The organism is Pseudomonas sp. W22_MBD1_FP4, from assembly GCF_052113765.1.
In the GTDB taxonomy this organism is placed as follows: Bacteria; Pseudomonadota; Gammaproteobacteria; order Pseudomonadales; family Pseudomonadaceae; genus Aquipseudomonas; species Aquipseudomonas sivasensis.
Window position 1 is genome coordinate 1 of the sequence record NZ_JBGQOI010000011.1, and the last position, 12545, is coordinate 12545.

The 12545-nt window shown below is 58.6% G+C and carries 13 protein-coding genes; 8 read left to right on the plus strand and 5 right to left on the minus strand.

All coding sequences use genetic code 11. The features are described from left to right. Positions 1-348: 348 nt before the first annotated feature. Both ACEN2T_RS15455 and ACEN2T_RS15460 read left to right on the plus strand, forming a co-directional pair. Positions 349-753, plus strand: coding sequence for a TraR/DksA family transcriptional regulator (locus ACEN2T_RS15455; RefSeq protein ID WP_010564800.1), 405 nt, complete (start codon positions 349-351; stop codon positions 751-753). A 546-nt stretch (positions 754-1299) separates the two neighbouring features. After that, complete coding sequence (locus ACEN2T_RS15460; RefSeq protein ID WP_442117001.1) at positions 1300-2532, plus strand: methyl-accepting chemotaxis protein; 1233 nt, start codon at positions 1300-1302, stop codon at positions 2530-2532. A gap of 57 nt (positions 2533-2589) precedes the next feature. Here ACEN2T_RS15460 and ACEN2T_RS15465 read toward each other — a convergent pair whose 3' ends face one another. From ACEN2T_RS15465 to ACEN2T_RS15475, 3 genes are all read right to left on the minus strand, one after another. Continuing rightward, complete coding sequence (locus ACEN2T_RS15465) at positions 2590-2826, minus strand: DUF2789 domain-containing protein (protein ID WP_032885790.1); 237 nt, start codon at positions 2824-2826, stop codon at positions 2590-2592. Between the two features lie 72 nt (positions 2827-2898). Continuing rightward, complete coding sequence (locus ACEN2T_RS15470) at positions 2899-3129, minus strand: hypothetical protein (protein ID WP_442116951.1); 231 nt, start codon at positions 3127-3129, stop codon at positions 2899-2901. Positions 3130-3243: 114 nt separating this feature from the next. Continuing rightward, complete coding sequence (locus ACEN2T_RS15475) at positions 3244-3510, minus strand: hypothetical protein (RefSeq protein ID WP_163033237.1); 267 nt, start codon at positions 3508-3510, stop codon at positions 3244-3246. Between the two features lie 420 nt (positions 3511-3930). Here ACEN2T_RS15475 and ACEN2T_RS15480 point away from each other — a divergent pair, with 420 nt between their 5' ends. Then, positions 3931-4380, plus strand: coding sequence for a hypothetical protein (locus ACEN2T_RS15480; protein ID WP_032885792.1), 450 nt, complete (start codon positions 3931-3933; stop codon positions 4378-4380). A gap of 132 nt (positions 4381-4512) precedes the next feature. After that, positions 4513-5514 carry an ABC transporter substrate-binding protein gene (locus ACEN2T_RS15485; protein WP_032885793.1) on the plus strand — a complete coding sequence of 334 codons (1002 nt, stop codon included), beginning with the start codon at positions 4513-4515 and terminating at the stop codon, positions 5512-5514. A gap of 68 nt (positions 5515-5582) precedes the next feature. Here ACEN2T_RS15485 and ACEN2T_RS15490 read toward each other — a convergent pair whose 3' ends face one another. Together ACEN2T_RS15490 and ACEN2T_RS15495 are read right to left on the minus strand one after the other, a co-directional pair. Further along, positions 5583-7709, minus strand: a complete 2127-nt coding sequence (locus ACEN2T_RS15490) for a TonB-dependent receptor (RefSeq protein WP_442116952.1) — start codon at positions 7707-7709, stop codon at positions 5583-5585. Positions 7710-7804: 95 nt separating this feature from the next. Next, complete coding sequence (locus ACEN2T_RS15495) at positions 7805-8194, minus strand: DUF2946 domain-containing protein (RefSeq protein ID WP_095185943.1); 390 nt, start codon at positions 8192-8194, stop codon at positions 7805-7807. A 91-nt stretch (positions 8195-8285) separates the two neighbouring features. Between ACEN2T_RS15495 and ACEN2T_RS15500 the strand changes: the two genes are divergently transcribed. The 4 genes from ACEN2T_RS15500 to ACEN2T_RS15515 all read left to right on the plus strand — a co-directional run bounded on the left by ACEN2T_RS15500 (position 8286) and on the right by ACEN2T_RS15515 (position 12479). Further along, positions 8286-8723: a DUF3995 domain-containing protein gene (locus ACEN2T_RS15500; protein ID WP_032885797.1), complete on the plus strand. Its 438-nt coding sequence runs from the start codon at positions 8286-8288 to the stop codon at positions 8721-8723. Positions 8724-8960: 237 nt separating this feature from the next. Further along, complete coding sequence (locus ACEN2T_RS15505) at positions 8961-11462, plus strand: TonB-dependent siderophore receptor (protein WP_442116953.1); 2502 nt, start codon at positions 8961-8963, stop codon at positions 11460-11462. Positions 11463-11610: 148 nt separating this feature from the next. After that, positions 11611-11940 carry a hypothetical protein gene (locus ACEN2T_RS15510; RefSeq protein WP_442116954.1) on the plus strand — a complete coding sequence of 110 codons (330 nt, stop codon included), beginning with the start codon at positions 11611-11613 and terminating at the stop codon, positions 11938-11940. A 95-nt stretch (positions 11941-12035) separates the two neighbouring features. After that, positions 12036-12479, plus strand: coding sequence for a GNAT family N-acetyltransferase (locus ACEN2T_RS15515; protein WP_032885800.1), 444 nt, complete (start codon positions 12036-12038; stop codon positions 12477-12479). Positions 12480-12545 lie beyond the last annotated feature (66 nt).

Sequence of the window (12545 nt, forward strand, 5' to 3'; positions counted from 1 at the left end):
ATTCGACTGAGGGCAAGTCGAATCGTCGCACCGCACCTCCCACATTTAATCATCAACAGTCTGTTTCAACCGTTTGTCTTCTATATAGCTCCACAACACTGAATTTCTTGCTATAAACGCACTCCGATAACCATTCGCCAAGCCCGTCCTGGTGCCTTTTGGGGTTGTATCGGTAAAAATGCCTGTCTTTTCAGTTGCTGCGCCCTCAAGTCGGCCTTAGACTGCCGCCCCTCGTAAATTGAGTGCCGGGTGGCGCTTGGAATGGATGGCGCCCTTCCGAGACCTGCAGAGGTCGGCCGGAACGCTCCCTTATTCGCCTTAATGCACGTATTTTTTATAGAGAAATCAATGACAAAGGAAAAGTTGCTGGCCATGCCGGCGGATGACTACATGAATGCCGAACAGCACGCTTTTTTTGAGCAATTGCTGCAAGACATGAAAGTGGAGCACCACGAGCGCATTGAACAGAACCGTATCGCCATTGAAAGCCTGGACACTCCGGCTGACCCGGCCGACGCCGCTTCCGTTGAAGAAGAGCGCACCTGGCTGGTAAACGCCATCGACCGCGACCAGCGCATGCTGCCGCAGCTTGAGCGTGCACTGGAACGCATCAAGGAAGATTCCTTTGGCTGGTGCGATGACAGCGGTGAGCCTATCGGCCTCAAGCGCCTGTTGATCAGCCCGACCACCAAGTACTGCATCGAAGCGCAAGAGCGCCACGAGCAGATCGACAAGCATCAGCGCCAAGCCTGATGCGGTGAAGCTGGGGGCCGCCCGCGCGGTTCCCCAGAGAAAGACCCCCGTTACGCCCGTCTATTGATCTGCTGCAGCCCACCCCACTAAAGGCCCATGGATAATGGCCCGATAGTGGCGTTAAATGCAGACACAATAACGACAAGCAGTGGGGTAATGAAGATGGCTGGAGACGGAACTCTGATGGGCGCAGCAGTGCCACCCCAAGCGGTGGTGCGCGGGTTGCCCGGCTGGTTGATGCCGCTCTTGCAGAGCACTGCCCTGGTGCTGGTACTGCTGGGCCTTGCTTATGCCAGCCTGCCGCTGTACCTCTGCCTGCCACTGGCCTTGCTGGTCATCTGGTTGCCCCGCCTGAAAAGTCCCAAGCCTGTGATCGAGCAGTCTGCCGCCATCGATGCGATAGGCGAGCTGACCCGCGACCTGTCCTATACCACCAGCCATAACGCACTGTCCGCCGCCGGAGTGGCCTATTCGGTCAAGCAGCTGGCTGCGCGCGTGCAATCGCAATTGAGCGCCGCCAAGCAGATTGTCAGCAGTGCCGAAGTGATGATCGGCACCGAAAAAGTCACTTCCCAACTGAGCCGTGAGGCTTTGGATGCTGCCAGCCAAGCCCATCAGCGCAGCACCGAAGGTCGTGAAGTTCTGGCCCAGTCGATCATCCGCATGCACCAGCTCAGCCAACGTGCCAATGCCAGCCGCGAGTTGATCGAGGCCTTGAGCCAGCGCAGCGAAGAAATCCAGCGCGTCACCCTGGTGATCCAGTCCATCGCCAGCCAGACCAACCTGCTGGCGCTTAACGCCGCCATTGAAGCGGCGCGGGCGGGCGAGCATGGGCGCGGGTTTGCCGTGGTGGCGGACGAAGTGCGTGGCCTGGCCGGTCGCACGGCCACCGCCACCGATGAAGTTGGGTTGATGGTGGCGGATATCCAGCAGCGCACGGCTCAGGTGGTGGAGCAGATTCGCCAGTTGTCGGCGGACTTGCACACCGGTGTCGAGCAGGTGGAGCAGGCTGGCGAACAACTGCACAGCATCGCCAGCCTGGCGGCGGATGTGGAAGGGCAGGTCAATGAGATCGCCCAGGGCGCCGACACCAACCGCGCCCAGCTCGACAGTTTGTTCCACGCCGTTGAACAGATGCGCAGCGACCTGGATATAAGCGACCAGCAAACCCGCCAATTGGCCGACGCCGCTGTGCAAATGGAAGGGCAGGCGGAAACCATCAGCGAGCGCCTCGCCGAGGTCGGGCTCGATGACTATCACCAGCGTGTCTACGACCTGGCGCGGGAGGGGGCTGGCCGCATTGCCGAGCAGTTCGAGGCGGATGTGCAGCAAAACCGCATCAGCCTGGACTACCTGTTCGACCGCAGCTACACGCTGATCCCCAAAACCAGCCCGAGCAAGTACCACACGCGGTTCGACGGTTATACCGACCAGGTGTTGCCGGCGATTCAGGAAGCGCTGCTGCCACGTCACGAAGGGTTAGTGTTTGCGATTGCCTGCACGCCCCAAGGCTATGTGCCGACCCACAACAACGCGTTTTCCCAGGCGCTGACCGGTGATACCCAAGTAGACGCGGTGCAGAATCGCACCAAGCGCAAGTTCGACGACCGCACCGGGATTCGTTGCGGCAGCCATCAACAAGCGGTGTTGTTGCAGACCTACACCCGCGATACCGGCGAGTTGATGCACGATTTGTCGGTACCTATCATGGTCCGTGGGCGGCATTGGGGTGGCTTGCGTCTGGGCTATAAGCCGGAGGCGGCGAAGGCTGTGCGTTAGGCACAGTTACAGGTAGGGCAAGCGCCTGCGAGCCGCAGGCCGCCTGCGTCGAGTGGGTTACTGCGGTTGATGCAGGCGCTGGTTGAGCTCATCTACGGGGATGGCCCAGTCAGCGTCTTCACGCAGTTCTTCCTTCAGAAACTGAGCCTGTTGCGGCGTCCAGAACGGTGCGTCGATCAACTTCACGTCGTCACTCAGCGGGTGCGCGACAATGAAGGCGTCGATGGCTTGCGGCGACGAGTCCAGGCCCAGTTGTTCGAATAACGTTTCGAGTGTAGGTATTGGCGCGTCCATATCGGTCTCCCTGCAGGTTTCTAGATGGTTATGCATGGGAGGCTTGTGGCGCGGTAGAGTTCGATCGGATTGTCAGGAGGTCAGCGCGCCTGAATCCACCGCAGTCTTAAGCGCCTGGGCGGATTCTTTTCCAGCGATGGCGGCGGAATCCAGCGTCTTGTACCAACGGTCCTTTTCCACCTGATGCGTGGTGACAGTGGTCAACGGTGGCTTGGCGCGCATCACGATCACTGCTTGAAACTCACCGTCTACTTCCCTTGCGTCGCCGTGGATGAAAAATTCGCCAATATCAAATTCCGTCACGTATAGCCTTCCCTTCGAGGTAACCAACTGCACTGATGAAACCTGACCCGAACGGGGCCAATTTCAATGGACAGGCCAGTATGGCAGTTGTTGAGGGGTGGCGGCGCAGTAAAGTCATCCGGGTGACGAAACGATCCCCCCGAGCAGGGAGGCCTCCAGCCGCTTGGCCAGTTCACAGGCCTCGATGTGGTCGCTGCGAAAGCCTTTGATCCTGCCGCTGGTCACTTCGCGGATATGAAAGAAGTTTCTTCCGGCGGGTACTACTTGGTAAAGAACTGATTGAGGGTACCCGTTGGGACTGTGCAAGCAGTAGTATGGATGTTCGTCCTGCCATGATGAACGAGTGCTGGAAGGCATAGCGTTGTATTGGCGTCGTTGCATGGTCAGCTCCTGTCGATCGATCTTTGTTGACCCAGCAGCAGCGTTACAGGTGGTTTTAACCTGTGTTGCTGTTTTAGTATTGTCGTCGGCAGTTGGCGTCTGGTTCCACGCCGAGGCGTTTTTTGTTTGTATACGCTGTCGGAAACTGCGTTTTTAATAGTGTTATTTTCTGAAGCGGGTCGACCAGTATTCTCTGGTTATTGAACCTGTGATCTCCTGCGATTCGCGATGACCTTGCATGAGGCCCATCGTGTGCGTCTGCACTAGTCTCCTGGAGCGCAGCCGCGAGATCTTCTTCAGTTTTTTCTATGATTGTGTTGTGTGATCGAGCCGAGATGGCCGTTTTTTTGTGCTGCCCGCTCTGGCGGACAGCGCTCTTTTCGATGTGGGGGCGTTTCCTTGGCAGTCAGTAATCTGGATATGCACGCGTTGTTCGTGCTGGGTGATTTGCGCGCAAAGTTGGTCAAACAGTTTCAATCCCGTTTCGTTTACATCACTGAGCAGACGCCGGAAGGCATCTACATCGCCGAAATAGACACGGAAGCGGCGATGGTCGTAGATGACAAGCCGCGCTTGGAACTCAAGGTGGGCGACCATTTTCGTGCCGCGGTATTGCCCAGTCGCGAAGGTGGCAAGTTCGAACTCAAGTTCCGCGACATCAAGTTGACGGTGTATGGCCTGGGCGACTATGCCTTTGTGTCGACGGCCGAAGGTCACGGCATCGTCTTCAAGGAAGGCCATAGCGTGATGCTGGTGTTTGCGGCCAATGAACAACTGCAGGAAGGCCTGACCAAAACCCTCAAAGCCGTGACCGGCAAGGCCGCCAAATGGCGCAAGGGTGAGCTGGTAACGTTCAAGGCCAGCGAATAGCCAACAAATACTGCGAACATCTCCTATCTCCCGGAACCTCTACTACAGTTGAGTTGACTTAACTATTCAGAGGCTTCGCGCATAGCAGCAAAGCCGTCCGCTGTTTGCTGCGATATCGCGAGGTGCAAGGGCATGAAAGGATTGAGAACGCTGTTGGCTGCGTCGTTTACGGCTCTGAGTCTGTCTGTCTCGGCCGCGCAGGCGCCGGTACACTTTGCCGACCTGAACTGGGAAAGCGGCAGCCTGATCACCGAAATACTGCGGGTGATTGTCGAGAAGGGTTACGACCTGCCCACCGACACCTTGCCCGGTACCACTATTACGCTGGAAACCGCCCTGGCCAAGAACGACATTCAGGTCATCGGCGAAGAGTGGGCAGGGCGCAGCCCGGTGTGGGTCAAGGCCGAGGCCGAAGGCAAGGTTGTCGGCCTGGGCGATACGGTCAAAGGTGCCACCGAGGGTTGGTGGGTGCCGGAATACGTGGTCAAGGGCGATCCCGCCAAAGGCATCAAGCCTCTGGCACCGGACCTTAAAAGCGTAAAAGACCTGGCTCGTTATAAGGACGTGTTCAAAGACCCGGAATCCCCAGGCAAAGGACGCTTCCTTAACAGCCCCATCGGCTGGACCTCGGAAGTGGTCAACAAGCAGAAGCTCAAGGCCTATGGCCTTGACGACAGTTATGTGAACTTTCGCAGTGGTTCGGGGGCGGCACTGGATGCCGAAATTGCCTCGTCGATCCGCCGTGGCAAGCCGGTGCTGTTCTACTACTGGTCGCCGACGCCCTTGATGGGCCGCTATAAGTTGATCCAGCTGGAAGAACCACCGTTCGATGCCGAGGCCTGGAAAACGCTGACGGATGCGGATAATCCTGATCCGAAGCCTACGCGGTCTTTGGCGTCCAAGTTGAGCATCGGTGTGTCTACCCCGTTTCAGAAGGAACACCCGCAGATTGCGGCGTTTTTCGAGAAGGTCGAGTTTCCGATTCAGCCGCTGAACAAAGCCTTGGCTACCATGAGCGAGAACCACACACCGCCACGTGACGTGGCTCAGGCGTTTATGAAAGAACACCCTGAAGTGTGGAAGGCTTGGTTGACGGAGGATGTAGCGGGGAAAGTTGAAGCCAGCCTGAAATGATCCGTAATGTGGGAGGGAGCAAGCCGAATCGTCGCACCGCACCTCCCACATTGTGAACACGTTGCTGTTTAGAACTTGGTTTGCACCGCCACTTCAAAGGTCCTCGGCGAACCGAGGTAGTAAGCCGGCGATACATGCGCAAACTCGGCATACACCTCATTGGTCAAGTTGCGCACCCGCCCAGTCACCGACGTGTGCGCATCTACGTTGTAGCGCAGGAACGTCCCGAACAGGGTGTAGGCAGGGACGGTCATCGTGTTGGCATTATCTGCGTACACCTCGGCGACATACCGCGCATCCACGCCGCCTTGCCAGTCCTCGGCGAAATCATAAGTCATCCACACATTCCCCACGCGCTTGGGCACGTTGGTCGGCGTACTGCCTTTACGCGAAACCACTGCGCCGCTGGCGATTTTCTCGTTGAACTCGTCGTACTCCGCATCCACCCAGGCGAAGTTGCCCTCTGCCAGAAGCTTTGGTGTGATGCGCAGCGAAGTCGCCAGCTCGATGCCCTTGGACGACTGCGCGCCGACCGGGATGCTGGTGGTCGGGTCCTGTGGGTCGGTGACGGCAAAATCCTTGCGCTCAATCCTGTAGGCGGCCACGGTCGCCGAGCCACGCCCGTCCAAGTAGTCAAACTTGCTGCCCACTTCCCACTGCTTGCCGGTCGAGACGTCGAACACCTGAGTGGTGGTAGTGGGCTGCTCGGCGGCGGTGCTGTATTGCACGTAGACATTGGCTGAGGGGATGAACTGGTACGTCAGGCCCACGCGGCCTGTCACCGGCTCCCAACGGCGCTTGAAGTGCCGTGGGTTAGTAGCCGTGACAACGCGGTGGTTGGTCACATCCAGGTCGATGGCGTCGTAACGCAGGCCGCTGAGCAGCGAGAGTTTATCGGTTAGGCCCAGTCGGTTTTCCACGAACAGTGCTTTGGTGGTGACTTCATTAGTCTTGTCCTTACCGAACTTTTCCTGGGTTCGCGGGATGTCGTAGAAGTGCCCGGGATTGAAGTCGTTTGGATCCACCGTGCTGTTACCCGGCATATTCCAGGGCGTGCTGGTGGTGCTGTTGACCTTGTACTCAAAGCCGCCGGACCAAGTGGTCGACAGGCCGAACAGGCTGTCGTCATGGCGCAGCTCGAACTGGTTGCCGTTCTGTTCGCCTTGATGGCGCACTTGGTAGGCTGTGGACCGGTTCACCGCGCTGTTGTTGGTGGTGTACTGGTAGGTCTCCAGGTTGCGGTAGTCGCGCTGGCTGTCGAGGTGGTAGAGGGTGTTTTTCAGCGTGGTGCTGTCGTTGATCCGGTAGTCGATAATCGAGCGTGCCCACAGCGTGCGCTGTTCATAACGACCGTCTGCCACGTTGTAGTTGTTGAAGCGGTTGTGTGTGTCGATCTTCAGCTCGCCGGCCTTGGGGTTGAGCACCGGTGTACCCCAATACGGGCTGTCTTCGTGTTCATCCTGATACTCCAGGGCCAGGGTGTGTGACAGGTCGGGAGTGAGGTCACTGAGCAGGGAAAACGCCAGGCTCCAGGCATCGCGCTGAGCGCGGTCGATGTAGCTGTGATTGGTATTGCGGCTGACATCCAGGCGCGCATAGTGCTGCACCTCGGCACCCGGTTCGGTCAACGCTTGGTTCACGCCAAAAGCCATGCCCGCCGTGTCGTAGCTGCCATAGGTCAGTTGGCCTTCGGCGGCTTGGTCCTCACGGGTCGCCAACTTGGTGACGTAGTTCAGTGAGCCGCCCACGGAGCCAGCGCCGTTGATCAAGGAGGAGGGGCCGCCGACCAGTTCCACCCGGTCATAGATCCACGCATCCACGGGACGCGCCAGGCCGGTGGCGACGTTGATCCCATTGAACATTTGGGTGATCTGGCTGCTGGTAAATCCACGATAAGACACAAACCCACCGAAACCCGGCGGTGCGCTGGCGTTGACGCCGGGCAGGGTGTTGGCTGCATCGCGGAAGGTCTTGGCGCCATGACGCTCGATATCGTTGCGATTGGCTATGGCCACCGACGCCGGGGTTTCCCGCACGCTCAATCCCAAGCGCGAAGCCACGCCGCTGGACTGATCCAGGGACAGGCCAGGCTCGGCAGTTGATTCTCCATCAATGGTGGTCGGGGCCAGCTCAATGGCCCAGGCGCAGACAGGCAGGCAGCCGAACAGGCCCGCCAACAGGGGTAAATGTTTCATGGTTGAATCCTGAAAAACTTGGCTTGAAAGCAATGCACAGCCGTCCGTATCTCCTTGGAAAAACGGTGGCCGGTGCAGATCGGAAAGCGAAGGGATCAGGCGAAGGCAGGGGGCGCGCGCGGGTTAGCCGCGGGCCAGGTGAAGCGAGCAGGGATGTCGGCGGCCAGCACAATGGCCGGCGGTGGCGCATGGGGTTGCGGCAACACCGCCACATTCAGGCTGGAACTGAGCGCCGGTCCCATCCCGCCGGAGGAGCACAGCGGACAACCAAACGCCTTGGACAGCGTGGGCAGGTTCTCATCGGTGGAGTTGGACGGCTGGGGCGCCTGGGTACGCGGGTCCACGGTACAGAACTGACCGCCGATGCCATTGAGCTGCATCCCCACCATCTGCCCATGACCAATACTGCAGACGAACACATTGAACAGGACGCAGCAATACAGCATCCAGGCAATGAGCGAGCGGTCGGCACGGGCGAATTTCATGGGGCGGCACTTTAGCATCAGCTGCCGACGAAATGCCTGCAAAAAATCTCTGGGCGACTATCCTGTTTCGCACCTTTAAGGAGAGCCAGCCATGAGCTTTGTCATCGCGCGGTGGATTGTCGGCATTTTTACCTGCATCAGCATGGTCCACCTGTACTGGGCGGCGGGAGGCAAACTCGGCAGCCTCGCCGCCATCCCCCAACTCCCCGGCGAATTCGCCAGCGGGCCACGCCCGGCGTTTAAACCGTCGGCATTGGGCACTTTTCTGGTGGCGATGGGGCTGGTGGCGATTGCGCTGCTCGTGTGTCTTCGGGCTGGGCTTTATTTCTCGCCAGTGTCCCATGGGGCATTGCAGTGGGGGATCAGCGCGATTGCCTTGGTGATGTTTGCCAGGGCGATTGGGGACTCGGAGTTGGTCGGGTTTTTCAAGAAAGTCAGTGGGTCGCGGTTTGCGAGTATGGACACGTGGTTTTATTCGCCTTTGTGCCTGGCGTTGGGGGTAGGGTTGTTGGTGGTGGCGTGGGGGTGATGGACGGATCGCTTTTTTCAGATCCCTGGATCATGACTGGATGAAGTACCAGTTTTGAACCAGAGGAATTCGTGGGAGCCCACCCATGTCCTGGCAGAGGGCTACACAAAAAAGCGGTCCAACTGATTGCATCAGTACACGGGGAAAACTTTCTCAAATAAAAAACGATCTCATTCCTGCCCGATTTGCGGACATGGCCGTCATGGTTAATAGAACCTCTATTACGCAGGATTTCCCATGTCGCGCCTCGCTCGTCCCGTGCATCCACTGGCTCTGTCAGTGGCGATGGCTTTTGCCGCAGTGCCGTTGCTGAATGTCCAATCCGCCTTTGCCGAAGAAAGCAGCCGCGCTGTGCGTAGCTTCCAGATCCCGGCCGGTGACTTGAGCCAGGCCCTCAATAGCCTGGCCGAGCAGGCGGGGCTGGTGTTGGCCTTTGATGCAAGCTTGACTCGGGGCAAACGTAGCAATGGCTTGAGCGGGCAATACGACACCGATGTGGCCCTGAACCAACTGCTGGCCGGCAACGGCCTGCAAGCCTTGAAGATTTCCGCCGACCGCTACCGCCTGGAAGCTATCCCGGATAACGGCGGCGCCATGGAGTTGCAGCCCACCACCATCAGCGCTGCCTACCAGGCTGAAAGCCCCACTGGGCCGGTGTCCGGCTATGTGGCCACGCGCAGCCTGTCGGGAACCAAGACCGACACCGCGCTGATTGAAACCCCGCAGTCGATCTCCATCGTGACCAGAGACCAGATGCGTGCGCAGAACGCCGAGAGCCTCAACCAGATCCTGCGCTACAGCGCCGCCGTGGTCCCGGAAACCCGTGGCGCTACCGCCTCGCGTCTGGACCAATTGACCATCCGCGGGTTCGCTCCGGCCACCTACCTTGATGGCCTGCGGATGCCATCGAGTCGTGATGCCTTGCCGCAAAAAGACGCCTTCGACCTGGAACGTGTTGAAGTGCTGCGTGGTCCGGCGTCGGTGCTCTACGGTCAAGGCACACCGAGCGGGGTGATCAACATGGTCACCAAGCGCCCGCTGGACACGCCGTTTCATGAAGTGGGCGTCGAATACGGCACCTTCAACAAGAAGCGCACCACCTTCGATTTGAGCGGGCCGATAGACGATCAGGGCGTGTACTCGTACCGTGTTGCCGGACTTTTCGACGATGCCGATGGTCAGGTCGAACACACCGAGACCCGCCGCCAGTCGCTGTCGACCGCGTTCACCTGGCGCCCGGACGATGCCACGTCGCTGACGCTGCTCGGGCATTTTCAAAAGGACCCCAAGGGCGCGTCCTACGGATCAGTGCCCGCCTGGGGCTCGGTATTGCACAGTCCAACCGGGCGCAGCATTGATGTGGATTTCTACGACGGTGAAAAGAACTTTGAGAAGAGCGACCGCGAGTATTACTCCATCGGCTACGCCTTCGAACATCACTTCGATGACGTGTGGACCGTACGCCAAAACGCGCGTTACCTGCGCAGTGAAGGCCAATACCGTAGCCTCTACAGCAACTACCTGCTGACGGATTATCGGACTATCCGCCGTTCGACTATCGCCACTGATGTGGACATGGACGCTTATACCCTCGACAACCAGGTCCAGGCCAAATTCGACACGGGCCCGTTGCAGCACACCTTGCTGATGGGGCTCGATTATCAGAACACCAGCACCGACACCCTGTCCGGCTCAGGCACCTACACTGCCGGGCCAACCCTGGATATTTTCAACCCGGTCTACGGCGCAGCCGTTGCGGTACCGGCGTATACCACCGACGGCACGTCGCGCAGCGAACAGACCGGCGTCTACCTGCAAGAGCAGATGAAGTGGGATAAGTGGGTGTTGCTGCTGGGTGGTCGTTATGACTGGGCCAGCACCGAGAGCAGCACCAAAACCCTTCGCACGGGCGTCAAGAGTCAATCCTCGCTGGACAGCAAGGCCTTCACCGGTCGTGTCGGCCTGGTCTATCTCTTCGATAATGGCTTGGCGCCGTATGCCAGCTATTCGGAATCCTTCAACCCGCAGTCGGGCACCGGGTATGGCGGCTCGGTGTTCAAGCCGACCGAAGGTAAACAGTATGAAATCGGCATCAAATACCAGCCGCCGGGCAGTAACAGCTTTATCACGGCGGCGATCTTTGACCTGCGCCAGAGCAACGTACTGACGACCGATCCGGACCCTACGCACCTGTGCGGTACCGGTCGTTGCCAGAGCCAGGACGGCGAAGTGCAATCCCGTGGTTTTGAGTTGGAAGGCAAGGCCAGCCTCAATGACAACTTGGACATCACTGCGGCGTACGCGTACCTGGATAACCGCATCAGCAAGTCCAACAATACCGTGCGCTATTCACCCATCAGCGACATCGGCGTAGGCCCGGCCATCAACGCAGAGGGCACCACCACTTACGCGGTTCCGCGTCACACCGCCTCGGCGTGGGCGGACTACACCTTCCATGACGGCAACCTCAAGGGTTTTGGTGCCGGTGCCGGTGCGCGTTATGTCGGCTCTTCGTGGGGCGATACGGCTAACACCCTGAAAGTACCGGGCTACACCTTGTTCGATGCGGCGGTGCACTACGACATCAAGAACATCGTCAACCTCAAGGACAACCTGCGCCTGGCGCTGAACGCTACCAACCTGGCGAATAAAGAGTATGTCGCGTCGTGCTATTCCTACTCGTGGTGCTGGTATGGCTCGCAGCGCACGGTGCAGGCGAGTGCGACTTATCAGTGGTGACTGCCTGCAACGTTGTAATGGGTGAACGCTGTGAGGCGAGCGTGCTCGCCAACAACCCGTTCACTCGATAAGGCAATTTAATGGCCCCTTTGTAACAAAATTCTCGCCAGAATCGCTTTTATTTTCAGGTGGTTAGGCGGGGATGCAAATGCGCAATGTTGGAATCATGCTGATCGCCTGCTCCCTGGCAGGGGGCGCGGCTGTCGTGCAGGCACGGGAGCTGCGCGCGGGTGACAAGTACATGTGCAGTTGGGGCGCTGGCACCGCTGCCAGGGCACAGGAACTCAAGCTGTCGGGGGTGTCGTTGTACGCCGCTCGGCAGAAGATCCAGACCCTCAAGTTCAACAAATCCTGGATGCGCATGATGGCCATGGGCATCACCGAACAGACCTACGACAGCCGTTCACGCCTCAAGCCGGAGGCGATCCGCCAAAGCTTCTACCAGGATTGCGTACGCTACAAAGTGGCGCGTAAATAGGCCTCGGCTACCAGCACTCGGCTTACAAAACCATCCCAACCCCTGGCCTCTCATTTGTCTACAATTGCGCCTTTATCCAAGGACAGGGCGCCAGTATGCAAACCACTATCCGGGTAGCGACGCAGGACGATGTCGCCACGCTCTTCGCCATCCGTACGTCTGTGGTGCAAAACCATTTGAGCGTTGCGCAGATGGCCGACCTGGGCATTACGCCCCAAGTTCTGGCCGAGAGCATTCGTGACGCGCCCTGTGCATGGATCGCTGAGGTAGACGGTCAACCTGCAGCCTTTGCGATGGTCGACCTAGCCGAAGGCGAAGTGTTTGCGATGTTCGTACTGCCGACTCACGAGCGTCTCGGCCTCGGTCGGAAACTGATGGCTGTTGCCGAAGCCGTGTTGTTTGAACACCACACCACACTGTTTCTGATCACCGACGGGCGTGACCACATTCGTGCAAACGGTTTTTACCAACGCCTGGGCTGGTCGAAAGTAGGGCAGGTTGAGTGTGACGACGTGCGCTACGAAAAAAACAGGGTGTAATCACGCGTGGACCCATCGAAGGATGCGTCGTTATTTTTATTAATAACCCTTTTTTATAAGTGGAAA

Coding starts and splice junctions, on each gene's coding strand:
- ACEN2T_RS15485 (WP_032885793.1), top strand. CDS start 4,513: ATGAAAGGATTGAGAACGCTGTTGGCTGCGTCGTTTACGGCTCTGAGT.
- ACEN2T_RS15510 (WP_442116954.1), top strand. CDS start 11,611: ATGCGCAATGTTGGAATCATGCTGATCGCCTGCTCCCTGGCAGGGGGC.
- ACEN2T_RS15505 (WP_442116953.1), top strand. CDS start 8,961: ATGTCGCGCCTCGCTCGTCCCGTGCATCCACTGGCTCTGTCAGTGGCG.
- ACEN2T_RS15460 (WP_442117001.1), top strand. CDS start 1,300: ATGATCGGCACCGAAAAAGTCACTTCCCAACTGAGCCGTGAGGCTTTG.
- ACEN2T_RS15490 (WP_442116952.1), bottom strand. CDS start 7,709: ATGAAACATTTACCCCTGTTGGCGGGCCTGTTCGGCTGCCTGCCTGTC.
- ACEN2T_RS15515 (WP_032885800.1), top strand. CDS start 12,036: ATGCAAACCACTATCCGGGTAGCGACGCAGGACGATGTCGCCACGCTC.
- ACEN2T_RS15455 (WP_010564800.1), top strand. CDS start 349: ATGACAAAGGAAAAGTTGCTGGCCATGCCGGCGGATGACTACATGAAT.
- ACEN2T_RS15495 (WP_095185943.1), bottom strand. CDS start 8,194: ATGAAATTCGCCCGTGCCGACCGCTCGCTCATTGCCTGGATGCTGTAT.
- ACEN2T_RS15500 (WP_032885797.1), top strand. CDS start 8,286: ATGAGCTTTGTCATCGCGCGGTGGATTGTCGGCATTTTTACCTGCATC.
- ACEN2T_RS15480 (WP_032885792.1), top strand. CDS start 3,931: ATGCACGCGTTGTTCGTGCTGGGTGATTTGCGCGCAAAGTTGGTCAAA.
- ACEN2T_RS15475 (WP_163033237.1), bottom strand. CDS start 3,510: ATGCAACGACGCCAATACAACGCTATGCCTTCCAGCACTCGTTCATCA.
- ACEN2T_RS15465 (WP_032885790.1), bottom strand. CDS start 2,826: ATGGACGCGCCAATACCTACACTCGAAACGTTATTCGAACAACTGGGC.